The organism is Niastella sp. OAS944 (assembly GCA_024809215.1).
GTDB lineage: Bacteria > Bacteroidota > Bacteroidia > Chitinophagales > Chitinophagaceae > Niastella.
Genome location: JANUBW010000001.1, coordinates 2,287,455 through 2,310,654, shown reverse-complemented (window position 1 = coordinate 2,310,654; position 23,200 = coordinate 2,287,455). Strand labels below are relative to the sequence as shown.

The following is a 23,200-nucleotide window of genomic DNA, read 5'->3' as shown; positions in this document are numbered from 1 at the left end:
ATCATATTAGTGGGTTAAATAAAACAGCAGTTTAATTTTATGTGAGTATTTTTAGTAGGCTAAAACCATACTTACCCTAATCGAATGCTACCCGTTTTGTTGAACACCCAAATAAAATATGCACTTGCCTGTTTAATAGCAGGTGTTATTATTTCTACTTCTTTAAACGCACAGCTACAAGCAAACTTCAGGGTCGATAAAACGGGGGGATGTACGCCACTTACGGTTAATTTCACAAATACCAGCACAGGCAATATAAGCGGAGCCATGTATCGTTGGGATTTTGGGAACGGTAACACTTCCACACTACCCAACCCGGCAGCCATATTTATATAGGAGCAGCCTTATACGGTTACTTTAACAGTGACCCAGGGCACCCAAACTTCAACCCGTACCATGCAAATTGAAGTGTACAAAAAGCCGGGTGCCGATTTTACTGCCAGTGTTGTAAAAGGTTGTTCGCCGGTAGATGTGCGGTTTACTGCCAATGCACAACCAGGCAGTGGTTATGTTGCCAGCTACTATTGGGATTATGGCGACGGCTATACAGGTCAAACATCTTCTGCATCTATCAATCATACTTACAGCAATGTACAGCCTGCAACGGTAAGGCTTACGGTAAAGAATAATTATGGCTGTCATTACTCAGTAGTAAAGGACAATCTTATAACTGTTCTGCCTTCCATTTCAGCCGATTTTGAAGCCAACAAACAGTTTTTATGTGATGTAAGCGATCCCATACAATTCACCAATAAAAGCAAGGCCCAGGTACCATTGACTTATTTGTGGGATTTTGGCGACGGACAAACTACTACTACCGAAAACCCTTCCTACGCTTTTAATAAAAAAGGGGCGTATACTGTAAAGCTAACGGCCACCAATGCCGATGGATGTTCGGTTACAAAAACACAAAGCAATTCTATAAACGTAGCTAATTTTTCAACGGATGTACAGGTGCCTGCGCTTATTTGCAAAGATGTAAATACAAGCATAAGTGGCATCTGTTCGCCCAACCCAACCCGTATTGATTGGGAGCTCGACGGCGTTCAATATAATAATTACTGGAGCAAAGACTTCACCAACGCCTATAATACAACGGGTGCACATACTATAAAGCTTACCGCCACCTACGGCACCTGCGTACAGCAGGTAACCCGTTCCTTTACAGTGTATGATCCGCCAAAACTGAATGGTTTTGTAATTGATCTGAAAGACTTGTGCGGTCCACCGGGGCGGGTAGAGTTTAAAGATACCACCGCCGATGCGGTAGCCTGGGAATGGGATTTAGACACCTATAATGGTTACATGGGGAAGGCAGATGCCACTACCAAAGTAGTAAACCATACTTATAATACCTCCACGGCAACATATGTAGGTCTTCGGGTATACAATGCGGCAGGCTGTTCGAAAACGGCTTTTAATAGTATAGAAGTAAGAGCGCCTTCGGCAACCATCGATTGCACAACGCCCCAATACCAAAATCGTAATATTTCGGTTTGTGGCCCTGTTACGCTTAGTTTTAAAGCAAGACCTTATCCTGGTAATATTGTTAGTTATAAGTGGGTGTTTGATAACAGCGTTATTTCAACAGACCCTGAGCCTACTTATACATTTACCTCGGTTGGCTCGCATTCGGTAAGACTTGAATTTGTAGCAGACAATGGATGTAATGGCATTGCTTATTTTTATAACTCTATTGATATAAGGGAAACTTACCGGGGTTCGTTCACTTCCCGCACCGGCACATCGGTCTGTGGTAACCTGGTGGTCTTTGAAGGTAAGTCAAATGCCCCACCATCAACGTATGTTGATCAGTATTGGTATGTAAATGGCATTTCGGTTGGCCGCAATTATGCCGACATATTTACATACCTGTTTCCCGGCATAGGTACGTATACTATCAGACTTATTACCAATAACAATGGATGCGCCGATACGGTCACCAAGGTTGATTATATAACCGTATTGGGCCCTGTTCCAGCTATCAATAACATAGCAAACTCATGTGATGTACGCGATGAAGTAACATTTGGCCAGGCTTCGGGTAATGCTGAAAAATGGGTATGGAATTTTGGTGATGGGCAAACCACCACTTTCAATACCGATGTGCCTCAGCTAAAACACAGGTACAGCGCTACCGGAAAATATACTGTAAAACTCACAGTTACAAAAGGGCAATGTACTGTAACAGATTCGGGATCCGTTTATGTTTACCTAAAGCCATCGCCTGTACTTAGCGCGCCTAAAATGCAGGTTTGTTCTAATGATGCTTTTGATTTTACATTAACCAACCTGCCGCGAACACCGTATGAATCGTATACTGCAGACTTTTATTTTAATAAAATTGAATACGGTGATGGCTCAACTTTTAGTGGAACCAATGATGCCGGTAATAATATTGTAAATCGGTTTCAACACAACGGTAAGTTATCTAATTTCGTGCCTGGTAAAACCGGTTTGCGAATGATATTGCAGGAATCGCTGCACGGTTGCCTCGATACAACAAATTATATTCCGCTGGTGGTAAATAGCAGCAAGGCCGGTTTCCGCATTCTCAATAGCAATGTTTGCTTTAATACTCCTGTTCAATTTGAGGATACCTCAAAGGTTAATACCGGAAACCGCATAGTAAAATGGGAGTGGTTTTGGGGCGATGGTCAAGCCGTTTCAAACCAACAGGGCGGCACGGTAAATCATACCTATAACGGCCCGGGAAATTATAATGTAACATTAAGGGTGACCGATGCAGCAGGCTGTACACTTAGCTCTTCCCAGGCTTCCAATTATGCAAGAGTAAACGGGCCACAAGCTGCCTTTTCTGCAAGTAACACCGTTATTCCATTTAATACTACCGTGTATTTCTATAACAATACAAACGATTATGGTTATTACCGGGCAACATATAAATGGGACTTTGACGATGGCGGTCAGTCTACCCTTAATTCGCCACAACATACATTTATAAACCCGGGAAAATACAATGTTAAACTTACAGCTACTGACCCGGTTACCGGTTGTTCAAGTGAATATACCCTTATGATAACTGTCAATAGCTGGCTTAGTTATACCAGCACATTAATAGGGCAAAACAATTGCCTGCCCATGCTGGTTAATTTTAGTGTACCATTTAGTAATGTAGATAGCATTCGTTGGAACTTTGGCGACGGCACCACAGCCGGTCATATGCGCAATACTACCCACGTATATGATAAAGCAGGTAAATATTATATTACCCTTACTGCAAAAGATCCCAGCGGACAGATATTGCGTTACGTTGATTCAATAAACATTTCAACCCCTGCATTTACAACATCGCCAATTGGTAGATTAGAAGGTTGTCCCGGTGCTACCATGAACTGGAGCTTAGCGGGCCTTCATGCAAAAGGTTTTACCTGGGATTATGGCGATGGTACAACCTCGCAGGTGAGGAACAATAATGTATCGCATGTATATGCGCAACCGGGTACATTCTCGCCAACTTTATTAGTGATAGATTCAAATGGTTGTATGCAAAATGCGGGTATAGCCGATAAGGTGGTTATTCATCCCAACCCGGTGATCACCGTAAACCCGGCCAATGGCATTGCCTGTTTATCAAAACCATTTCAATTATCGGCTGGCGGCGCCAATACGTATACCTGGTCGCCCGGCACGGGTTTAAGCGATGTGCAAAGCAGTGCTCCGCTGGCAACGCCGCCGCAAACCACTACTTACCATGTTACAGGTGTTGATGGGAATGGCTGCAGTGGTTCTACTGATTATACACTCACTGTTAAACATCCGTTTACCATACAGGTGTCACCACCGGCTGAGATCTGTGAGGGCAAAACAATTGAATTGAGAGCTACCGGCACCGATCTGTTTACGTGGATCAATATCACCGATGGTTTAAGTAATACCAGCGCTGCTGCAACTATAGCAGCGCCCAAACAAACAACTGAGTATACAGTAGTAGGGGCCGATAAATACAATTGCTTTACCGATACCGCCTCGGTAGTTATTACGGTAAATCCATTACCCACTGTAGAGGCCGGGTCCGATGTAGAATTAAAACCGGGCGAAGATGTGCAACTGAAGCCTGTGGTAAGCAGTAATGTAACAAGATGGCGGTGGACACCGGGCACTTATTTAAATTGTACCAATTGTGCTTCGCCGGTATGCCGGCCCGAAGCAGACACCCGGTATACTATAAAAGTAGCAACACAAAAAGGCTGCGAAGCCGAAGATGAGGTACTGGTTAAAATAGCTTGTGGCGAAGTGTATGTTCGAATACCCAATGCATTCACGCCAAACGGTGATGGAAGAAATGACGTATTTAGCGTAAAAGGCATTTCGCGGGTGGACTATATGGCAATTTATAATCGCTTTGGCATTAAGCTATTTGAGCGCAAAAACTTTGTTCCGGCCGATGCTTCATCAAAATGGGATGGCACTTTTAACGGTATTCCACAACCTACCGAATCATATGTATATGTGATTCAGGTGCATTGCCCTACTGGCGAAGCTTTTGTAAAGAAAGGAACTGTTACGCTGGTGAGATAGACCTTTTTTATATTTACACGTAAACCTTATAAACAACTGATCAATGAAACCTGTAATCATCAAATCTTTTCTTTTTATTTTGTTCCTTGTTTCCATTGGATACATAAGCAGGTATGCAGAAAATTCAACATCCACTAATTACGGACTTTCGGGCGGCGCTGCCGCCTATGGTATAGTTTCAGCTGCCTGTATATTGGGTTATATTTATTTCGAGTGCAACTACCGGGCACCGAAAGATCAGGAAAAAAACAAATAAAATGTTAGACCCCGGCAGTATCGTCGGGGTTCTATATTTAATTCAGTTCAGCTGGTTGCAACTGAAACACTTTATTCAGGTGTTTGAGGTAATTGGCTGTATGCACTTTCATTTTCTCGGCATTGTTGTTCTTCTCCACATCATGAAAGTGAAAACTTTCCAGTGCCTGTAAACTTACAAATTCATTCATGCGGTGAAATCCGAACAGGATGCCGTCATCAACACTGCGTTCTTTGAAAAATTCACCGGGCAGGGTAAAAGCAGTATCAGGTGCATTCCATGAAGTGGTTACCATATATTGCCGGCCCTGCAACATGCCCCCTGTGCCATAGTTAATGGCCGGGTTATCTAACTTACGGCCATCGCTGTAATACAGCCCTGTACGATGCCCGGCGGTGAATACTTTATCAATATATTCCTTCAGGCCGTAAGGCATGCCCATCCACCAGGCGGGAAAATGGTAAATGATCACATCGGCCCATACATATTTCTGTACTTCCTCGTCGAGGTCATAGGCCTCGTTTATGTCGGTATACTTAAATTCAAAGCCTTTCTCATTGGTAAAGAATGCTTTATCTAGCTCCAGCAGCGTTTTGTTAAACAAGCCCTGTGAGTGTGCGAATACCTGTCCCCCATTGATTACGAATATCTTTTTCATTTTTATTCTTTGTTTTTGCTTTACGGATACAAAATTAGAAGGGGAATAGGTATAAGAAAAATAACTTAAATTTGCTTTAAGTATAAATTTAATTATAAATGCAGTCGAATTTTGAGTGGTTCCGGACGTTCAAGGCCATTTATGAAACCGGAACAATGAGTGGGGCGGCCAAACATCTTTATATGACGCAGCCCGGGGTAGGGCTTCATTTAAATGCGTTGGAAACGTATACCGGCTTCCCGCTGTTTGAGCGTACCGCCCGTAAAATGGTACCAACTGAAAAAGGGCATCAACTGTACCAGCAGGTGATTACGTTATTAACAGGGTTGGAAGATATTGAGACCCGTTTTAAAAAGAAGGCGGGGCAGGATAGGGCTACCGTAGCCGTTGGTATGTGTGTAGAAACCTTTCAGCAGGCGCTGGAGAAACATATTCCGCACCTGCCATTCAATTTAATTATGGAGTTTGAGGCAAACGATCAGCTTACCCAGTCGCTCGAAAAAGGGGCGCTTGACTTAATACTAACTTCAACGGTAAGCGACAATCGCTTACTTACTTTTGAGCCGTTTACTATAGAAAAACTAGTGTTGGTGGCTGGTAAGAAAGTTGATGTAAATACGCTGCCCGATTTTAATGCCATTACAACTGAAGAACTAAAACACTGGCTAAAAGAGCAGATCTGGTATAACACCGCCTCTGATCTTAAGTTGTTAAATAAGTTTTGGGAAGAAAATTTCAAACAACAACCTGATTTTTTCCCAAATTATATTCTGCCAAACAAATTCTCTATCATCAGGTGTTTGAGCGAAGGAGAAGGCCTGGCGGTGTTGCCTGAATTTCTTTGCCGCGAAGCATTTGCCGAAGGCCACATAACAAAAATATGGGAAGGTTATACACCAATAGAAAATAGCTTGTATTTTGGCAAGCGGAAAAATTCAATAGTGGTTGATGAAATAGAGCAGTTGGAAGAAATGTTAATGAAAGAATTTTCAAATGTAGAAACCGAAGCGCTGTTGCGGAGCGCTATGAAAACAACCGCATAACCTTACACAAACCGAACTATGAAAAATGAGTTTACCCGCGAGGAATGGGATGCCTGTATAAAAGTATTACAGGTATTATCGCGCGACCCCGAGCAATCGCTGGATACACATATGTTGAAAGGCCTGGTGACCAAGTTGTACCGAAGGGCCAAAAAAGAAAACAAGCAACACCGGGTTGAAGAAATAATAAAACCGCTGATCACTTCTACTGAATTGCTGTCACCGCAAAAAGTAAAGAAGCTCTCGCAGCAACAAGACCTGTTGAAGCAATACAATAAGAAACTGGTATTAACCCAAACTGTATTGCATAAGAAATATGAGCTGCCCAATGACGAAAAAAGTTTTGATACTACTGCCTCGCTCGAGCTGGCCGGATATCAGAAATGTTATATCTGTAAAACCTCTTACAAAAAAGTTCATTTTTTCTATCACCAGCTTTGTCCAAACTGCGCTGAGCTTAACTATATCCGCCGGCAACAAACGGCCGATTTGAAGGACCGGATAGCGTTGATAACCGGTGGAAGAATAAAGATCGGTTACCTTACTGCATTACGCATGTTGCGCGATGGCGCCAAAGTATGGGTTACCACCCGGTTTGCCAATGACTGCGCCATGCGGTTTGGTGAAGAAAAAGATTTTGCAAACTGGGCACACCGGCTGAAAATTGTTTCACTCGATTTGCGAAACCTGGTACAGGTTAGGAGTTTTATAAAATTCCTGCAGGAGCAGGAAACACATCTTGATATTATTATCAACAATGCCGCGCAAACTATAAAACGGCCGGCTGAGTTTTATAAACACCTGTTCGAGTTTGAGCAAAGCGGCGTGCAGGCCCTGCCCGCCAATCTGCAACAATGCCTGGTATCGCCAACGGTATTCCAGTTTCAGTTGGGCCATTGGGAGCAACACCTGCTGCCCTATGAGGCCGAAACCATGTTCCCCGCTAATCAATACGATAAAGATGGCCAGCAAATAGATTTAAGAGCAAGCAACAGCTGGAAATTGCTGCTGGAAGATGTGCCGCCGGTGGAAATGCTGGAAACCCAGTTGGTGAATGTAACGTCGCCGTTTATGCTGAACAGCCAATTGAAAGAGATGATGGTAAGATCACCTTTCGAAAGGAAATTTATTATAAATGTATCGGCCATGGAAGGCCAGTTCAATCGTTCTTCCAAAACGCCCTTTCATCCGCATACAAATATGGCTAAGGCTGCGCTCAATATGATGACCCGCACCTCGGCACAGGATTATGCATTGAGCGGTATATTCATGAATAGTGTAGATACGGGCTGGATCACCCAGGAAAATCCGCATCCCGATAAAGAACGCATCTATCAGGAAGAAGGCTTTGTGCCACCGCTCGATGAAACCGATGGTATGGCAAGAGTTTATGATCCTATTGTAAGCGGACTGGCCCAACCCGGCCTGCCTTTGTTTGGTCATTTTTTGAAAGACTATGTACCCTATGCGTGGTAAACTGTAACTATTAACTACCTTGTTTTTATGCAACCCAATCAAATACTATGTCCTGTTGATTACGTAAAAGCCGATTTTCCTTTTCCTCAACAGAACCTGCAACCGGTTATTGACTTTTTAAACAGCAATGCACCCTTGCCCGAAGCAAACACTGCTTTTCCGGTGGGCACCATTACTGTCGATGGCCGTTTAGATATGTGCAAACAACAATTGGGCATACGAGGGCTTGAGCTGGTAGCTGCCCCTTTAATGAACAACCAGGTGGTAAAACACCTGCTGTTAGGCACCAACGCTTTTGGCAATACCGGGGCAGCTGCTGTAGCAGAACTGGTAGCGGCCAACAGTTCTATTGAGACCGTTTATTTGGGTTGTAATTATATTGAGCAGGAAGGCTGCAAGGCTATTTGCGAAGCGGTGGAAGCAAGTCCCAATGTAAAAAGCATTTGGTTTAAAAGGAATCCCATTGGTGCAGAAAGTATGCCGGCTATTATAAAAATGTTAGCTGGTAATAAACAATTGCGCACGCTCGACCTGGTAAATACCTGTGCAGGCGAGGGGTTTCATCTTTTGTTTGAATACATGGAGAATAATGACTCGGTGGAGCGGTTATACCTCAGCGGCAATTACCTTACGGCCACCGCAATGAAGTATGCAGGTAAAATGCTGGCCCATAACAAACACCTGAGATCGCTATACCTCAGCGTAAACAATATTGGTGATGAGGGTGTGGCAGAACTTGTGCCGGGACTGGCAGTTAATACTACGTTGGAAGAATTGAGCCTGGCCAGTTGTGGTATTACCGGCAAAGGCATGGAGTTATTATTTACTACGTTAAAAGCAAATAGCAATTTAAAAAGCCTCGACCTGGGTTATGCGCCTTCAACAAAAGTGCTAGGGGCAAAAGCAAATGAATTATCTGCTGCATCGGCTGCCTTATTGGTTGCGTTTATTGAGCGTCAGCCAAGCCTTATAAACCTGAACCTGGGAAAAATGAACCTGCCCGAAGCGGAGAGGAACAAGCTTATAGAAGAAATGAGCAAAAGGAATGGCAGTCTTGAAATGAGCAGGTACCAGTCGGGGGCCTATCCTGCACATGAAGATAGCAAGGCTATAAAGAGTGTGTATAGATAAGGATGCACATTTTAAGATAATTTCAGGGCCTCCACCTCTTTCTTAAAGTCAGATAAAAAATAATCGTCGGGGGCTGTACACGTTATCAGCTCCCTGTACTCGATAAATCGTGAAATGCAGTTCAGCATTTCTGTTATGTATACATTCTTAGGAACAATGATCTCCCCTTTCATGTAATCGGTGCGCGATACATAAACATCATTTTCATTGTCATCTTCATATCGCATAATACCAAAATACCTGATGCGAACACCTGTTGTACGTGCATCTACGTAATCAAAGGTCAAATACTCACCGGTAGCGTTTTCTAGAAAATTACGAAACGTTTCCCCTTTTTTTATGGCCTTGATGGCCTGCAAATGAACGGCAAACAGTAAACACCAAACGGTTTCTGATGCCACTACCAGCGAATGATTGTAAAAATTGATTGTTAGTTTACCATAATGACCTCTATGATTTTTCCTGAGTAATTCCTCTGTAAAAGCAGGATCATTTTCAAGAAGGTTCATGAGCGTTTTCTCCGGTACCGCCGTGTGATACTCATCCTGGTCTTTATAGATCTCAAAATTTATCGACAGCATAGTATAAGATATAAAAAACCGCTACAAGAGCGGTTTAAAATGTAGGGGACAGGAGAAGGACTCGAACCTCCATCTGCGACTTTGCTGGCCGCTATTTTTCCAATTAAATTACCCTGCCGTAAAACCCAAAGGCTGGAATAAGGCTCGAACTTATAACTCCACCTTGTCGGGGTGCCGTTTTTCCAATTAAACTACCCACACCATTGGGGTTGCAAAAGTAATCCTTTTTCAATGGTGTTGTTGGGAATAGCGGAGGGAAGGAGGACTCGAACCTCTATTTTCAACTTAGGGGGCTGATATTTTTCCAATTAAATTACCCCTCCGTAAAACCCAATGGATGGAATAAGGCTCGAACTTATATCACTGCCGTGAAAGGGCAGTGTTCTTCCAATTGAACTACCCATACATTGGGATTGCAAAAGTAATCATTCTCAACGGTTTATTATATCTAATAGCAATAAACGCTGTCATTACTGCAAGGAGATAAGGAGCTAAATCTCTTCAAAACGTACTGTTTTGAGGAGAATCCGGTTCCAAAACTCCTTAAACCGTATGGTTTTAAGGAGAAAGCGGTATTAAATCTCCTTGCGGCGTACCGTTTTGTGGTCAAATGGTGTGTTTTAAATATCTTACAGCCTACACTTGTAAATAAGAAAATTAAGGATTTGATGAAAACCGTATTGCTGCTTTTAACGATTGTTTTCTTCGGCTGTGTACAGGCGCAGCATGCGCCCCGCTTTTACAAAGACATTCTTGCTTTTAAAAAACAGGATACGCTACAAGCGCCGCCGGCCAATGGTATTTTGTTGATAGGTAGTTCGTCATTCACCAAGTGGACAGATGTACAAACCTATTTTCCCGGTTACCCCATTATAAATCGCGGCTTTGGCGGTTCAACCCTGCCCGATGTTATTCGATATTCATATGATATAATATTGCCCTACAAACCCAGGCAGGTATTGATATATTGTGGCGAGAACGACCTGGCCAGCGGTGACGATGTAACTGCCGACGAGGTAGTGCAGCGGTTTAAAACCTTGTTTGGCATCATCAGGCAAAACCTGCCAAATACAACCATCAGCTTTATATCAATAAAACCCAGTCCCAGCAGGGCGCATATACAAGCCAAAGTAAAAGCGGCCAACAAGGAAATACAGGCATGGTTGAAAACGCAAAAGAATGCGCAGTTCATAGATGTGTACGATGCCATGCTCGACGACAAAAAGAATATGCGTGAGGAATTGTATGTGGGCGACAGGCTGCATATGAAACCCGAAGGCTATGCTATTTGGAAAAAGATCATAACGCCTTATTTGATAAAATAAGAGGGAACGTAAACATGAAATACTTTAAGATATTATATGTACAGGTGATCATTGGTATTCTCATTGGCATCTTTGTGGGCTGGCGCTGGCCGCAATTTGCGCCAACGGCAAAGCTCATCAGTGAGACCTTTATCAACATGATAAGGATGGTGATAGCCCCTGTTATTTTTTTAACTATTGTGGCAGGTATTGCCGGTGCCGGTGATATGAAGAAGGTGGGGCGCGTTGGGGTTAAGTCATTGATCTATTTTGAAGTGGTGACCACGCTGGCATTGGTCATAGGGTTGGTTACTGCCAACCTGGTAAAACCGGGTAAGGGTGTTCCTCCTACGCGTGAAATGACCAAAAAAGTGGCAGAGTTATCGCAACAGGCCCATGATATGAATTGGGGCGAATTCTTCTCGCATATTGTTCCTACCAATGTTGTAGAAGCATTTGCCAAAGGCGATATTATGCAGGTGCTGTTCTTCAGTGTGCTTTTTGCCATTGGGTTAAAAATGCTGGGCAACTCAGGTAAAGGGTTTCTTACCACCATGGAAACCATCAATAAGGTATTGTTCAATATTCTGAAGATCATAATGAAGCTGAGCCCTATTGGCGCATTTGCCGGTATGGCTTTTACCATTGGCAATTTTGGTTTTTCAACGCTTATTGTTTTGGGTAAGCTGCTGCTTACGTTCTATATTACCGGTATTCTTTTCATTTTTGTAGTGTTGAATTTGATCTGCCGTTATTATGGCATCAGTTTGTGGAAGCTGCTGGGGTATATAAAAGAAGAAATACTGATCGTTTTGGGCGCCAGCAGCAGTGAGGCGGTACTGCCTGCAGTAATGCAAAAACTGGAGACGGCCGGTTGCGAAAAAGAAGTGGTAGGCCTTGTTATTCCCACCGGTTATAGTTTTAACCTCGATGGTACCACTATTTATCTTAGCATGGGGATCATTTTTTTGGCACAGGCATTTGGCAAAGATCTGTCACTGGCCCAGCAATTATCGGTGATTGGTATTTTGTTGCTTACGAGTAAAGGAGCGGCCGGGGTAACAGGCAGTGGTCTTATGGTATTGGCCTCTACGCTTACCGTAATAAAGGTAATACCGATTGAAGGACTGGGTATATTGGTAGGCGTTGACCGCTTTATGAGCGAGGGCCGCGCCATCGTTAATTTCATTGGTAATACCATTGCAACGGTGATCATTTCCAAAAGCGAAAAGGCATTGGATATTGATACCTATAAAAGGGTTGTTGAAAAGAAAAATATAAGTGGTGTAAATGTTAATAAGCCAACTCATCAACTCGTTAAGTAGTTAACTCGTTAAATACTATCTATTTTCCAGCCACTGCAAAAACGCGGTGGTTTTTTCTTTGCCTAACAACAGGTCATCGGGATTGGGAACAACCAGTTTAACCAACAGCTTTCTTCCATAGTAATGCTCCACTTCTTTAATGGCGCTAAAGTTTACCAGGTATTGCCGGTTAAGCCGGTAAAATTGTTTGGCAGAAAGTTGGTTCTGCACCTGGTCAATTGACTGGGGCAGGGTATAGGTTTGCTGCTGAAAAGTTACAATGGTGGTAGTATCGTGTTTTATATAAATAAAAGCGATCTGGTCTGTGGCAATGGTAACATATTTGTTTTCTTTGAACACCAGGAAACTTTTTTTACCCTCATCCGCAACACCCAGTCGTTTTATAAGTTCATCGAGATTGGGCTGTGTGTTTTGCTGAAAGAAGTTTTTAAAGCTATCTATTTTTTCAAAAGCCTGTTCTAATTGTTCTTTTGAAAAAGGTTTTAGAATATAATCGACGCCATTGGTTTTAATAGCCTCCATGGCATATTCGCCATAAGCCGTACAAAAAACAACGGGGCAATTTATTTTAACCGATTTAAATATTTCAAAGCTCAATCCGTCACTCAACTGCACATCCATAAATATAAGGTCGGGTGCTGCATTTTGGGTGAGAAAGTTCACCGCGCTTTCAATGCTTTGCAAACTGGCCACAATACTGGCATTGGGTTTTATTTGCGATATCAGGTTGGCCAGTGATTTTGCTGCTTTTATCTCATCCTCAATAATGACTATTTTCATGTATTACAGGCAGTTTTACGGTGAAGAATTGTTCAGTTGGTTCTATGATCATTTTTTTATCGAGCATGTGCTTATAACGCTGATTAATATTCTCAAGCCCCATTCCGGTAGATGCTTCCGGTGTTCTTTTCAATTGTATTGGGTTTTGCACCACAATATAATCACCTTCCGAATAGATCTTTATTTGTAACGGGCGCTCCAACGATACCACATTATGTTTGATACAGTTTTCAACCAGTAATTGTAAAGTGAAAGGAGGTATATATGTTTGATGCACGTGTAGATCGACGTTGATCGAAAGATCGATACCTTCTTCGAACCGCGCTTTCAATAGGTATATGTACGAATCCAGTATTTTCAATTCTTCCGAAACTTTTATCAGGTTCAGCTTACGGCTTTCGAGGGTAAAGCGGTAAAAGTCCGACAGTTTCAAAACAAACTCCACCGTATGTTCATCCCGACTCTCCACCATATATTTCAGCGTATTCAAACTATTGAACAGGAAGTGTGGGTTCACCTGTTGTTTCAGCAATTCGTATTGCGCACCCAGGTTATCCATTTTCGAACGTTCCAGTTCAATGCTTACCTGCTGGTTGTGATAGCTTTGGTACAACAGGTGAATGAACATGTAAAATGTAATGCTGATGAGCACACCTCTTACTTCAACCATTACCATGGTGGCGGTAAAGGGCAGGTGGCTTAATATGAATTGTTGCAGGCTGGCCAGTACAAACATGATCAAAAGACCTATTGCCAGGTTCTGGATCATCCGTTGCACCGAAAACCCGGTGGCAATATCTTTCTTGGAGTAAGTTGGTAGTGTATATATATTAAAATACCAAACGAACAGGCTGAACAGGGTTGTTAATACGAAATTGACGATCGTTTCATAAAGATTAAAATGGCGTTCCGCGATCTTGGGTATCGACATCAGTATACCCACCAGGATCGAGCTCGACCAGATTATTTTATTCGATATTTTGAAGGTTTGCTTTTTCATTGCAGTATCAAATATATATGGAAAACATTGCTTTCCATGAGGTAGTGGAGCCGTGTTGGCAATATCTTCCCTGAAATAGACAACTAGCGGCCTGAATTAGACAACTTATTTAGCGATTTCTGGATTTATTTTTCCTACTTCTTACTTCCTACTTCGATTACTTAGAAATTTGATCTCCCTTTTAAAAATAAAGTTCTACTTAGAAGCCTCAACTGTCCAGTTCACCTCCTTCTTTGTCCAAACCGGCATTTTATGCATTCCTGCCCGTCATTTCTGTTGTCTATTTGTGTCATCAATTAAATATTTATTTATGAAAACAGCAGCAATAATCTTAATAGCAGTAGCAGTGATGGCAGCTGCGTTTGCGCGCCCCTTCACTCAAAAAGAAAAAAAGGAAACAGGTGAACCAGGTACTAATAATGGTTTTGTGGTAGCGGAACTGTTCACATCGGAAGGTTGCTCCAGTTGTCCGCCCGCCGATAAACTCATTGAAAAGATCCGGAACGACAATCCCGGCAAATCGGTTTACGTACTGGCATTTCATGTTGACTATTGGGACCACCAGGGTTGGAAAGACCGCTTCAGCGATGCGTCATTTACTGCCCGCCAGCGCCAGTATGCCGATTGGTTAAACCTGGAAACAGTATACACGCCGCAAATGGTTGTGAATGGCCGTAAGGAGTTTGTTGGGTCATACGAAGGGCCTATCACTAAAACAATAACCAAAGAGCTCGATCAACCTGCTGGTAATGCATTAACGCTTCAAACGCATGTAGAAGGCAGCAAACTGCATGTTGATTTTACAGCAACACCCGAAAAGAATGCCGAACTGGTATTGGCGCTGGTGCAAAAAGCAGCCACCAGTAATGTAAAGGCCGGTGAAAACGAAGGACGGCAGCTAACACATGTACAAATAGTAAGGCAGTTGTATACACAGGATGTAAACAACACAAAAAAGATCAGCATCGATCTGCCGGCCGATTTCAATGCTAAGGGTTTTGAGCTGATAGGGTTTGTGCAGCACAAAAAAGACGGACGTATTACCGCGGCAACCAAAGCCACATTTTAATTCAACTACATCATCATTCTTAAAATATTAAACTTTAAAAAATGAAAAACAATTCCTTAACAGCCAACAGAAGTGTATTACAGATCCTTACCGCCATTTTATTAGTATTAGGTTTATCATTGAGGTCAATGGCTGAGCCGCCTAAGAGTGAACCGGCTCCAAATGAAATAAAGAATGTGGTAATTGTTCATGGCGCCTTTGCCGATGGATCGGGGTTTAAAAAATTGTACAGCATATTAACAAAGAAAGGTTACCATATAACTGTTGTTCAAAACCCGCTCACTTCGCTTAAAGATGATGTTGATGCTACCCGCCGCGCATTGGATAAACAGGATGGCCCCGTTGTTTTGGTAGGCCACAGCTGGGGCGGAACGGTAATTACCGAAGCTGGTACACACCCCAAAGTAGCAGCACTGGTATATATCGCCGCTTTTATGCCCGATAAAGGCGAAGCTACCGGACAACTGGCCATGTCGTTGCCCATGAAAACCGAAGGCGGTATTTTACCTCCCGATGAGCATGGTATACTCTATTTCGACAAAGCAAAATTTCATGCAGGCTTTGCTGCTGATGTAAGTAAAGAAGAAGCCGATTTTATGAGCGATTCACAAGTACCCATTTTCGCCAGCTGTTTTGGCGCCCCGGTTACCGAAGTTGCCTGGAAAACCAAACCCAGTTATGGCATTGTGGCTACAGAAGATAAAGCGCTTAACCCCGATATAGAACGCAATATGTATAAAAGGGCAGGGGCTGAAGTAACTGAATTGAAAGGAAGTCATGTAGTATTTATCTCTCAGGCAAATGCAGTAGCTAATGTGATCATTAGTGCCGCAAATAATAAATAAGTAATTAAACAATTAAAAATTATAACAATGGCAACTTTAGTATCGAACGTAACAACAATTGAAAAGGTATTGTATACTGGTAAAACCCATACCACTGGTGGCCGCATAGGTTTTTCTAAAAGTTCTGATGGCCGGTTGGATATAGAATTGCAAACACCGGGCGCAGCCGGTAAAGGCACAAACCCCGAACAATTATTTGCAGCAGGCTGGTCGGCATGTTTCATTGGCGCCCTGGGTATTGCCGCCGCAAAAAGAAACCTGAGATTACCTGCCGACACAGCAGTAGATACTGAGGTTGATTTGGGGGCAACTGCAGGTGCCTATTTTTTACAGGCACGCCTTCATGTTAGTTTGCCTGGTATAGATAGTGAGCTGGGGCACGAACTTATTGAAGAAGCGCATGCAACCTGTCCGTATTCAAAAGCAACCCGTGGTAATATTAATGTAACAATTAGTTTGGTTTAAGAGAGGCTGATGGGTCACATGAGGAGAGAAGCAGCTCCCGCTTTAGCGGGATGCTGCTTTTTGCGTATAATAACTATTTTGTCTGTTGTACAATTAATAGCTATGAATCATACAACGAAATAAACCATTTGTCTATTGACCTTTCTTCGCTGTTGAAATAGTTTTGTGATATCAATTCAAAAAATACGGTGGCGCTTATGGTATAGGTATTCAGTATGCCCATGATATGTTAAAGCACTAAGAGGACGTAAGGTTAACGTTTTGATATGGAGGTTGGAAAAAAGGGCAGGATTATTCCTGCTCTTTCAATTTAAACGAATATCAACATGAAAAAATGATGACATTTCACCAATAAAAGACCCAATTAGCGAAATATCAACAATGCCCATTCTTCAATTTCTCATAATTATCTGGTTATGAAATGTATGTGTTTTTGGCATGGCGGTTGGCTATATAAGTGGTCGTTTACCTGATATAATTTAAATCGTATGAACATGAACGCAACCATTTCCTTATCCGCGCCGCAGCCTGGCATTTCAGTAGATCAACAAAGAGCGCCCTACGCCCATTTTGAAATTCATTCAATACAATCCTTAACCGGTAATAAATTGACTGAGGGCGTACCTAAAAAGCTTCAGCATTATGAGATCATCTATATTACCCGGGGTGAAGGTCAGCTGATCGTTGACCTGAATACATATCATTTTTCCGGTGGAAGGATCTTTTGCCTGTTCCCGGGGCAACTGCGAACTATTAAGTCATCTTCACAAATGGAGGGCTATTATATTACTGCATCGGCCGATTTTATTTATCTATCCCAAACGTATTCCAACCTGGTTGAGAGCCGTCAGCCATTTCAATCGGCATTGGAACCACTGGATGTACAAATAGATAAAGAACTGAGTGGCGAAATAGATGAATTGCTGGTAAAGTTAAAAAGGGAATATGAGAACTATTTCTTACTACGTTCAGAAATTCTATTTGGCCTGTTTAAGGTGTTTGCCATTTACCTCACCCGGAAATATGTTACAAAAAGATCGGTAAATCCCCATAAACGCGACAATCATTTAGCCAGCCTTTTCTTCAGCCTGTTGCAAAAGAATTATAAGACCAAGAAAATGGTAATTGATTATGCCGATGAAATGTGCATCAGTGCCAGTTATTTGAACCATGTAATTAAAAAGAATTCAGGGTTTTCGGCAAGTTACCACATACAGCAACAGATTGTGCTGGAAGCAAAACGGCAGGCAAAATACAGCGACAGAAGCATGAAAGAAATTGCCTATGACCTTGGTTTTGATGATGTAGCGCATTTTAGTAAATTTTTTAAGAATAATACCGGCGTCACTTTTACCTGCTTTAAACAATTTCATGTTCACCAAAATCCGGCGTGAGCGGGCTTCTTGATATATTTGTAAAACCATGCATCGCGTCAAAACAACAGTTAATACAGCCCGGCCTCTTTTCTTATTGCCGCTGTGTCTTTTAGTAGCGTTCAACATTTCGTTTCCGGCCTTTGGCCAGCAAAAAAAGTTTGACTCTATTGAGCGGCTGGTAAAGTATTACCGGTATGTAAAACCCGATTCAGCCATTCTATTGTCGAATGAGGGTATTGCTTACAGCCGGGCCATTGGCGATAGCAGTGGCGTAGCCGCCATGTTGTTACAACAGGGCATGATTGACGATAACAATGGTGATTTTGAACAGTCTGAAATAAAATATCGTACGGCGCATGCGCTGTTTACAAAAGCAAAGCGTTCGGCCGGCGTTGCAAGCTCCATGATAAGGCTGGGCGTTGTATCCCTGCGCAATGGTAGTTTTGATAAAGCGATCCAGTTTTTTCTCGATGCATTGCGGATCTCTGAAAAAAATGGCGACCGTTTTGGTATGATGGAAGCCAACCAATGTATAGGCTGGGCATTTCAGGACCAGAAAAAATTTCAGGTAGCACTGGGCTATCTTAATACGGCAGACTCAATTAACCGTTTACTACCCCTGTCGAATATCAGTTTGAATATTGAAAATAATTACGGTATGCTGTATCGCGATATAGGGCAGTATGACCAGGCAAAGCTGCACCTTGAAAAAGGGATAAAGCAAAGCAATGTTGCCGAATACCGGGGGTTGCAGATCACATTAATAAACTCCCTCGCTTCGGTATATGCACGCGAAGGGCAGGTTGACAAGGCAATTGCCTTTCAAAAGGAAGCGCTGGCCAAATCAAGGGAAATAAAGAATGTGTTGCGCGAGTTGCAAACGTTGTACGGACTGGCCCGTACCTATGAGAAACAGCCTGATAAGGCCATTACCTGCCTGGAGGAAGCTATACAACTTTCGTATCAGAAGGGTTTGTATAACCAGGAAATAAGATATTTGAAGGCAATAATTCCGATATATAAAAAAACAGGTAATATAAACAAAGCGTTTGTAAGCCTTGAACGTCAGCAATTATTGTCAGATAGTTTCTATTACAAAAAATTGTCAAAGAATATTGCTTCATTAAAAGCAGAATATGAGTTAAGCCAAACAAACGCCCGGGTAAAAGAGCTGAACCTGTTGAATAAACAACATACAATAGAATTACACAATTCAACACTTGTAAGAAGGTTTACCATTGCCGGCATTCTTATATTGCTTGTAGTATGCTTTTTGCTGGGGTATCAGTACAGGCAAATACGCCGCGCATCGAAAAAGATCGCTATAAAGAACAATGAGCTGGAAAAATTACTAAGTGAAAAGGAATGGTTGATGAAGGAGGTGCATCACCGGGTAAAGAACAACCTGCAAACCATAGTTAGTTTACTGGAGTCACAAACTGTTTTTTTAAGCAACCAGGATGCTTTGCTGGCCATAAAAGACAGTCAGAACCGGGTGCATACCATGTCGTTATTGCATCAGAAATTATATCAGGCAAACAATTTTGCCTCGGTTGATATGCATACTTATTCAAGTGAGTTGATCAATTATTTAAAAGACTCCTACGATCTTAAGCAAAAGATCAGGTTCAATGTTTCAATACCGCATATTGAACTGGATATTTCACAGGCAATTCCGCTGGGGTTAATTATAAATGAGGCCGTCACCAATTCTATAAAACATGCATTTCCCAGCCAGTTCAACAAAGAGATAACAATTAGCATGAAGCAAACAACAGAAAGGAAAGTAAATTTGCTGATCATGGATAATGGTGTTGGATTTAAGGATAATTTTGACATTGCCGCATCAAAAAGTTTAGGTTTGAAATTGATCAGCGGATTAAGCGGTGATATAAATGCTGAGTTCACGTTGAAAAGCAACCATGGAACGAGTATTATACTTGATTTTGAAACAACCATGGTGAATGAGCAGAAATTTAACCACACATGAAGGAAAGGATCCTGATAGTAGAAGACCAGTTTATTGAAGCCAATAATTTACAGCTTATTTTAAATAAGGCCGGCTATGATGTATGCGGCATCGCCCGGTCGGTGGAAACTGCTTTGCAGCTCATCGAAAAACAACAGCCCACACTGGTGCTTCTGGATATTCTTCTTAAGGGCGATTTAACGGGTATAGACCTGGCACATATGCTCAAAAAAAAGAACATCGCATTTGTGTATCTTTCTGCCAACTCAAATAAAGAGATCCTCGAAAAAGCAAAAGAAACGCATCCTTACGGCTTTCTGGTAAAGCCCTTTCGCGAAAAAGATGTACTGGTAATGTTGGAGATCGCCAATTACCAGCATAAACATAGCCTGCAATCATTATTAAAAGAGCAGGACCAAACAACACCAGACCCCCAGAATTTCCATGGCATCATAGGAAAAAGCAAAAAATTGGCAACGGTGATCAAACACCTGCGTATAGTGGCGCCTACCGATACATCGGTGCTTATTCTTGGTGAAAGTGGTACCGGCAAAGAACGTATTGCAGAATGTATTCACGAGCAATCTGCCCGTAAAATGAAGCCACTGGTAAAAGTTAACTGTGGCGCCCTGCCGGCAACCTTAATTGAATCTATTTTATTCGGTCATGAAAAGGGTGCATTCACAGGCGCTACCGAAAGAAGGATCGGCAAGTTTGAGCAGGCCCAGGGTGGAACCATCTTCCTCGATGAAATAGGGGAGCTGGCAGCCGATGTACAGGTAAAGCTGTTACGTGTACTGCAGGAGAAAGAAGTAGAACGTATTGGTGGAAGCAGTACCATAAAAGTTAACGTACGCATTATTGCTGCCACTAACAGGAACCTCGAAGAAGAAATAGCCAGGGGCCGCTTTCGTATGGACCTGTATTATAGGCTAAATGTATTTCCATTACACCTGCCGCCCCTGCGCGACCGCCAGGAAGATATTCCTTTGTTAGCCGAATATTTTTTAGAGAACTACGCAAGAAAAATGGGACTGCATGAACTTCGGTTCTCCCCCGCCGCCATACAAACACTGGTGAACAATAACTGGCCTGGTAACGTACGGGAACTGGAGCATACGATCGAGCGCACCGTATTACTTACAGAAGGCAAGGTGGTTAACCAGATTTTTTTATCGCCAGGTACAACGGCAGTGCAAAACGAAAAGCAGCAGGTTAAAACTATTGAGGAGTTGGAGCGGGAGCATATCATTTCTGTACTGGCCAAATGTAACGGCAAGGTATTTGGAAAAGGCGGGGCTGCTGAATTGTTGGGGCTAAACGTTTCTACCCTTAATTCCCGCATGAAAAAGCTGGGTATTGATAAATCTAAATTAACCGATCACAAAAATTAATACTGTTAAAAATTAGTACCTTTCCATAAGCCCCCCAATCCTTACCTCCATTTATCCTTCCATACCACCGATTTATACAAGAAATGTAATTGTTTGTCAATTGCCTTTGCTACAGGGCTACGATAGCTTTGTATAAAGATGATTGATTAAACAATTAAATATGTCGGGCATCACATCGAGGACGATCCTATTTATAACAGGAGCATTTGTAAGCCATCGTTGCTGGGATAATTGGAAAACTTTTTTTGAAAGAAGAGGGTTTAAGATAGTGATACCGCCATGGCCGGGCAAAGAAGCGGATGTGGAAACTTTACGGGGTAAACATCCCAACAGTGAGATCGCTTATGTAACCCTGGGCGAACTGATTGAGCATTATGCAGACATTATTCAGGAGCTACCCGAAGAACCTATCCTCATCGGTCATTCTCTTGGTGGACTGTTGGTTCAAATACTGCTGAATAATTCACTGGGCGCTGCCGGTATAGCCATCCATTCTGTACCACCGCAGGGCGTTATACCTTATGAACTAAGTTTTTATAAATCCAATCTATCGGCATTGGGTTTCTTTACCAGTATTAATAAAACCTACCTTATAAGCTTTAGAAAATGGCAGTATGCATTTACCAATGGCATGTCGTTTGAAGAGCAGAAGAAAGCTTACGAAACTTTAGCCATACCCGAATCAAAACGGGCCATCCGTGGCACTTTAACGAGTATTGCAAAAGTTGATTTCAATGCCGAACACAATCCGCTCCTTATTGTTGCAGGTAGCAACGACCAATGTATTCCCGCATCCCTGAATGAACGGAATTTTAAGAAATACAAAAGTAGGTCCTCGGTTACTGATTTTGTAGTTAGAAATGGCCGCAGCCATTTTGTATTAGGACAACCTACCTGGAAGGAAGACGCACAATTTATGCTGGACTGGATACAAAAAAATTAATCACCATTAAAATACCTAACATGGGAAAGGAAACTACCATTGATTTTTCATCGGATCCAAGAATTGAGACCGGAACCAAAAAGTTTTTGACAGCGCTCAATAGTGGCGGCGGAAAGCCCATGGAGCAAATGACGCCCCAGGAAGCAAGAGCTGTTCTCGTTGGCGCACAGTCATCGGTAAAAGTAGATGTATCGGGTGTTGACGTAACCGAAAAAACAATTACTGCCGATGGGTCTCCGCTTCTTTTACATATAGTAAGGCCGGCAGGCGTAAAGGGCACTTTGCCGGTGTTTGTATTTATTCATGGTGGCGGCTGGGTGCTGGGCGATTTTCCAACACATCAGCGTTTTGTACGCGACCTGGTGGTGAACTCCGGCGCCGTAGCTGTATTTGTTAATTATACCCCTTCGCCCGAAGCGCAATATCCCGTTGCTATCAATCAGGCTTATGCGGCATTGAAATGGGTGGCGGAAAATGGAAGCGAAATAGAGGTTGATGGAAAACGCCTGGCCATAGTAGGTAATAGTGTGGGCGGCAATATGGCAGCGGCAGTGGCCCTGATGGCAAAAGATAAAAAAGGTCCTGAGATAAAATTACAGGTTTTGTTTTGGCCGGTAACCGATGCCAGTTTCGATACCGGTTCGTACCACGAGTTTGCAGAACAACGGTTCCTTACCAGGAATATGATGATCTGGTTTTGGGATAACTATACAAAAAATGCCGATGACAGGGCGCAGATCTATGCTTCTCCACTAAGAGCAAGCGTGGAACAATTAAAAGGATTACCACCGGCGCTGGTACAAGTGGCTGAAAACGATGTGTTGAGAGATGAGGGCGATGCATATGCCCGCAAACTCGACGAAGCCGGTGTGCCTGTTACATTAGTTAGATACCAGGGAATGATACATGATTATGGGTTACTCAATGCGCTGGCTGAACTGCCTACAGTAAAATCGGCATTGCTTTCAGCAGCAGCCGAATTAAAAAAAGTATTATAAGTATACCTTTTCGGTTTAGCATCAGCGCAATAAGTGGCAGTTGGG

At 42.6% G+C, this 23,200-nt stretch carries 21 protein-coding genes and 4 tRNA genes; 16 read left to right on the top strand and 9 right to left on the bottom strand.

Annotated features, from left to right (window positions below; translation table 11 throughout):
* Positions 1 to 84: 84 nt before the first annotated feature.
* From GGD38_RS08910 to GGD38_RS08900, 3 genes are read left to right on the top strand one after another with little or no spacing between them, the layout of a single operon-like run.
* The gene (locus GGD38_RS08910) at positions 85 to 336 is read left to right on the top strand and encodes a PKD domain-containing protein (protein ID WP_375298352.1); all 252 of its coding nucleotides are present in this window, start codon (positions 85 to 87) and stop codon (positions 334 to 336) included.
* Between the two features lie 60 nt (positions 337 to 396).
* A complete protein-coding gene (locus GGD38_RS08905) occupies positions 397 to 4,542 on the top strand; it encodes a PKD domain-containing protein (protein WP_375298353.1) in 4,146 nt (1,381 codons plus the stop codon).
* A gap of 43 nt (positions 4,543 to 4,585) precedes the next feature.
* Entirely contained in the window at positions 4,586 to 4,798 is a 213-nt protein-coding gene (locus tag GGD38_RS08900; RefSeq protein WP_375298354.1) for a hypothetical protein, read from the top strand.
* A 37-nt stretch (positions 4,799 to 4,835) separates the two neighbouring features.
* Here GGD38_RS08900 and GGD38_RS08895 read toward each other — a convergent pair whose 3' ends face one another.
* Positions 4,836 to 5,456, bottom strand: coding sequence for an NAD(P)H-dependent oxidoreductase (locus tag GGD38_RS08895; RefSeq protein ID WP_375298355.1), 621 nt, complete (start codon positions 5,454 to 5,456; stop codon positions 4,836 to 4,838).
* A gap of 98 nt (positions 5,457 to 5,554) precedes the next feature.
* Between GGD38_RS08895 and GGD38_RS08890 the strand changes: the two genes are divergently transcribed.
* From GGD38_RS08890 to GGD38_RS08880, 3 genes are read left to right on the top strand one after another with little or no spacing between them, the layout of a single operon-like run.
* Complete coding sequence (locus tag GGD38_RS08890; RefSeq protein ID WP_375298356.1) at positions 5,555 to 6,499, top strand: LysR family transcriptional regulator; 945 nt, start codon at positions 5,555 to 5,557, stop codon at positions 6,497 to 6,499.
* Between the two features lie 18 nt (positions 6,500 to 6,517).
* On the top strand, positions 6,518 to 7,975 hold the full coding sequence (locus GGD38_RS08885; RefSeq protein WP_375298357.1) for an SDR family oxidoreductase: 1,458 nt from the start codon (positions 6,518 to 6,520) through the stop codon (positions 7,973 to 7,975).
* 27 nt (positions 7,976 to 8,002) lie between these two features.
* Positions 8,003 to 9,106, top strand: a complete 1,104-nt coding sequence (locus GGD38_RS08880) for a hypothetical protein (RefSeq protein WP_375298358.1) — start codon at positions 8,003 to 8,005, stop codon at positions 9,104 to 9,106.
* A gap of 11 nt (positions 9,107 to 9,117) precedes the next feature.
* Here GGD38_RS08880 and GGD38_RS08875 read toward each other — a convergent pair whose 3' ends face one another.
* From GGD38_RS08875 to GGD38_RS08855, 5 genes are all read right to left on the bottom strand, one after another.
* Positions 9,118 to 9,687 carry a hypothetical protein gene (locus tag GGD38_RS08875; protein ID WP_375298359.1) on the bottom strand — a complete coding sequence of 190 codons (570 nt, stop codon included), beginning with the start codon at positions 9,685 to 9,687 and terminating at the stop codon, positions 9,118 to 9,120.
* A 46-nt stretch (positions 9,688 to 9,733) separates the two neighbouring features.
* Positions 9,734 to 9,805 (bottom strand) — tRNA-Cys (locus GGD38_RS08870).
* An 11-nt stretch (positions 9,806 to 9,816) separates the two neighbouring features.
* Positions 9,817 to 9,888 (bottom strand) — tRNA-Val (locus GGD38_RS08865).
* Positions 9,889 to 9,937: 49 nt separating this feature from the next.
* Positions 9,938 to 10,010: transfer RNA gene (locus tag GGD38_RS08860), tRNA-Arg, on the bottom strand.
* Between the two features lie 11 nt (positions 10,011 to 10,021).
* Positions 10,022 to 10,093, bottom strand: a tRNA-Glu gene (locus GGD38_RS08855).
* Positions 10,094 to 10,355: 262 nt separating this feature from the next.
* Here GGD38_RS08855 and GGD38_RS08850 point away from each other — a divergent pair.
* Together GGD38_RS08850 and dctA are read left to right on the top strand one after the other, a co-directional pair.
* Positions 10,356 to 11,012 carry a GDSL-type esterase/lipase family protein gene (locus GGD38_RS08850; RefSeq protein ID WP_375298360.1) on the top strand — a complete coding sequence of 219 codons (657 nt, stop codon included), beginning with the start codon at positions 10,356 to 10,358 and terminating at the stop codon, positions 11,010 to 11,012.
* 14 nt (positions 11,013 to 11,026) lie between these two features.
* Positions 11,027 to 12,316, top strand: coding sequence for a C4-dicarboxylate transporter DctA (gene dctA / locus GGD38_RS08845; protein WP_375303793.1), 1,290 nt, complete (start codon positions 11,027 to 11,029; stop codon positions 12,314 to 12,316).
* A 15-nt stretch (positions 12,317 to 12,331) separates the two neighbouring features.
* Here the strand turns inward: dctA and GGD38_RS08840 are convergent, their stop codons facing one another.
* Both GGD38_RS08840 and GGD38_RS08835 read right to left on the bottom strand, forming a co-directional pair.
* Entirely contained in the window at positions 12,332 to 13,096 is a 765-nt protein-coding gene (locus GGD38_RS08840) for a LytR/AlgR family response regulator transcription factor (RefSeq protein ID WP_375298363.1), read from the bottom strand.
* Positions 13,077 to 14,096 carry a sensor histidine kinase gene (locus tag GGD38_RS08835; RefSeq protein WP_375298364.1) on the bottom strand — a complete coding sequence of 340 codons (1,020 nt, stop codon included), beginning with the start codon at positions 14,094 to 14,096 and terminating at the stop codon, positions 13,077 to 13,079. The genes GGD38_RS08840 and GGD38_RS08835 overlap by 20 nt, the downstream gene beginning before the upstream one ends.
* Before the next feature lie 310 nt (positions 14,097 to 14,406).
* Between GGD38_RS08835 and GGD38_RS08830 the strand changes: the two genes are divergently transcribed.
* From GGD38_RS08830 to GGD38_RS08820, 3 genes are read left to right on the top strand one after another with little or no spacing between them, the layout of a single operon-like run.
* Positions 14,407 to 15,165 carry a DUF1223 domain-containing protein gene (locus GGD38_RS08830; RefSeq protein WP_375298365.1) on the top strand — a complete coding sequence of 253 codons (759 nt, stop codon included), beginning with the start codon at positions 14,407 to 14,409 and terminating at the stop codon, positions 15,163 to 15,165.
* Positions 15,166 to 15,206: 41 nt separating this feature from the next.
* Positions 15,207 to 16,010 (top strand): alpha/beta hydrolase, encoded by an 804-nt coding sequence (locus GGD38_RS08825; protein WP_375298366.1) that lies wholly within the window; start codon positions 15,207 to 15,209, stop codon positions 16,008 to 16,010.
* Between the two features lie 27 nt (positions 16,011 to 16,037).
* Positions 16,038 to 16,475: an organic hydroperoxide resistance protein gene (locus tag GGD38_RS08820; protein ID WP_375303792.1), complete on the top strand. Its 438-nt coding sequence runs from the start codon at positions 16,038 to 16,040 to the stop codon at positions 16,473 to 16,475.
* 100 nt (positions 16,476 to 16,575) lie between these two features.
* Here the strand turns inward: GGD38_RS08820 and GGD38_RS08815 are convergent, their stop codons facing one another.
* Positions 16,576 to 16,698, bottom strand: coding sequence for a hypothetical protein (locus GGD38_RS08815; protein WP_375298369.1), 123 nt, complete (start codon positions 16,696 to 16,698; stop codon positions 16,576 to 16,578).
* A gap of 265 nt (positions 16,699 to 16,963) precedes the next feature.
* Between GGD38_RS08815 and GGD38_RS08810 the strand changes: the two genes are divergently transcribed.
* From GGD38_RS08810 to GGD38_RS08790, 5 genes are all read left to right on the top strand, one after another.
* Positions 16,964 to 17,869 carry a helix-turn-helix transcriptional regulator gene (locus GGD38_RS08810; protein WP_375303791.1) on the top strand — a complete coding sequence of 302 codons (906 nt, stop codon included), beginning with the start codon at positions 16,964 to 16,966 and terminating at the stop codon, positions 17,867 to 17,869.
* 28 nt (positions 17,870 to 17,897) lie between these two features.
* A complete protein-coding gene (locus tag GGD38_RS08805) occupies positions 17,898 to 19,841 on the top strand; it encodes a tetratricopeptide repeat protein (RefSeq protein WP_375298371.1) in 1,944 nt (647 codons plus the stop codon).
* Positions 19,838 to 21,214, top strand: a complete 1,377-nt coding sequence (locus tag GGD38_RS08800) for a sigma-54-dependent transcriptional regulator (protein ID WP_375298372.1) — start codon at positions 19,838 to 19,840, stop codon at positions 21,212 to 21,214. Before GGD38_RS08805 ends, GGD38_RS08800 begins: the two co-directional genes overlap by 4 nt.
* Positions 21,215 to 21,374: 160 nt before the next feature.
* Positions 21,375 to 22,157: an alpha/beta hydrolase gene (locus GGD38_RS08795; protein WP_375298373.1), complete on the top strand. Its 783-nt coding sequence runs from the start codon at positions 21,375 to 21,377 to the stop codon at positions 22,155 to 22,157.
* 20 nt (positions 22,158 to 22,177) lie between these two features.
* Positions 22,178 to 23,155 carry an alpha/beta hydrolase gene (locus GGD38_RS08790; protein ID WP_375298374.1) on the top strand — a complete coding sequence of 326 codons (978 nt, stop codon included), beginning with the start codon at positions 22,178 to 22,180 and terminating at the stop codon, positions 23,153 to 23,155.
* Positions 23,156 to 23,200 lie beyond the last annotated feature (45 nt).